The following is a 1,720-nucleotide window of genomic DNA, read 5'->3' as shown; positions in this document are numbered from 1 at the left end:
CAGGATGAAGTGGTGGCCCGCGAAACCGGCTTCGGCGACCGCGAGCGCATGCGCCAGGCGTTTCTGCGCGCCTTTGGGCAACCGCCCCAGGCCATGCAACAGGCTTTTTTTGGCGAACGCAGCGCTTAGTGCAACGACGCCCGCGTAATCAGGTAACTGGTCAATTGCGGATCATCGTCCAGCTCGAGGGTCTGCACCGGGCGTGGCAGGTTATCCAGCACGGTGCGCCAGAACGCCTGGGACACTTCATCCTGATCATAGAAGCGCACCAGCCAGTTGGCCGCGCCGCTGCATAGCACCTGGGTGGCGATCGCGCTGCCGATGCCCTTGCGGCGGTAGCGCTTGAGGATGAACAGGTCGGCCAGTTCCAGGGCATCGATGCCCGGCAACTCACTGCCTTCGATCAGCAGGAAACCGGCGATATAGCCGTCGACCAGCAGCAGGTTGGCGCTCCATTGCGGGTCTTGCCAGTAGCGGTTCAGGTGTTCGTCATGGATGTAGAAGCGGCCATCCGCCTCCACATCTTCTTGCTCCCAGTCCGAAGACTCATAAGCGTAGTACTGGTACAGGTTGCGGATCAGCTCGGACGCTTCCGGGCCGGTCTGGATCAATTCGACGGTGGTTTCAGGCATGAGGCTCTCGGTGAAAAAACGCAGGGCGCCATTGTTCACAAAACCCTGCCCCAGTCCAATAGCGGCTTGAACCTTTCTACTTGCTGAACCGATTGCAAATAGGCGCGGCCTTGTCCGAACCCTCGAAACATTTCGAATAAACTTCGCCGACTTGCCTCTTTTCTCTCAAGGACACGCACTTTGACCAACGTCTGTTCCGCCGGCCTGGATGTGGGCTTTGCCTCCCTGGATTACCTGCAGATTTTCATCCTCGGCGTGATCCAGGGCATTACCGAGCTGTTGCCGGTCTCGTCCACCGCCCATATGCGTGTGGTGCCCGCCCTGCTCGGCTGGCAAGACCCGGGCTCGGCGTTTTCGGCGGCGATGCAACTGGCCGCGCTGGCGGCGGTGGTCAGTTACTTCTGGCGCGATGTGCGCCAGGTGGTCACCGGCAGTATTGGCGCGGTGCGCCAGGGCGATTACAACAATCAGTGGTTCAAGCTGGCGGTGGCGATTGTGCTGGCGACCGTTCCGATCGGCATTGCCGGCCTGGCGTTGTCCTCGACTTTGAATGCGTGTAACTCACCGCTGCGCGGGCTGATGGTGATCGGCATTGCCTGCGTAGTGATGGCGGTGTTGCTGGCGGCGGCCGAACTGAGTGCGCGGCATACGCGCAAGGTGAGTGAAATGCGCCTGCGCGACGCGCTGATCGTCGGCATCGCGCAGATTGGCGCCTTGATTCCTGGGGTCTCGCGCTCCGGCTCGACGCTGACCGCCGCGCTGTTCCTCAACTTCAAGCGTGAAGAAGCCGCGCGTTTCTCGTTCCTGCTGGGCCTGCCGGCCATCGCCCTCGCCGGCTTAAAGGAGCTGTGGGTGCTGCTGCACGCCGACATGCCGGCCCATGCCTGGCCGCACTTGCTGTTTGGCCTGGTGGTCGCCAGCGTCTCGGCGTTCTTCGCGATCTGGGGCCTGATGAAGTTCCTGGAGCGGTTCTCCACCTGGCCGTTCGTGATCTACCGAGCGCTGCTGGGGATCTTCCTGATCGTGGCGGTCAGCACCGGGTTGTTGAGCTAAGCCTCAGGGGCGCAACGGCGCGGCATCAACCTTAA

Annotated in this window: 2 protein-coding genes and 1 pseudogene; 2 read left to right on the top strand and 1 reads right to left on the bottom strand. The window is 61.9% G+C overall.

Annotated features, from left to right (window positions below; genetic code table 11):
• A pseudogene (locus L9Z73_RS30130) lies at positions 1-129 on the top strand (GlxA family transcriptional regulator); the annotation flags it as partial.
• Here the strand turns inward: L9Z73_RS30130 and L9Z73_RS30125 are convergent.
• Entirely contained in the window at positions 126-632 is a 507-nt protein-coding gene (locus tag L9Z73_RS30125) for a GNAT family N-acetyltransferase (RefSeq protein WP_247408585.1), read from the bottom strand. The pseudogene L9Z73_RS30130 and the gene L9Z73_RS30125 sit on opposite strands and share 4 nt — an antisense overlap.
• A gap of 180 nt (positions 633-812) precedes the next feature.
• Here L9Z73_RS30125 and L9Z73_RS30120 point away from each other — a divergent pair, with 180 nt between their 5' ends.
• On the top strand, positions 813-1,685 hold the full coding sequence (locus L9Z73_RS30120; RefSeq protein WP_247408583.1) for an undecaprenyl-diphosphate phosphatase: 873 nt from the start codon (positions 813-815) through the stop codon (positions 1,683-1,685).
• Positions 1,686-1,720 lie beyond the last annotated feature (35 nt).

Source organism: Pseudomonas emilianonis (assembly GCF_023072625.1).
GTDB classification, from domain to species: domain Bacteria; phylum Pseudomonadota; class Gammaproteobacteria; order Pseudomonadales; family Pseudomonadaceae; genus Aquipseudomonas; species Aquipseudomonas paraveronii.
The sequence above is the reverse complement of the archived record's forward strand: the minus strand, read 5'-3'. Positions and strand labels throughout refer to the sequence as shown.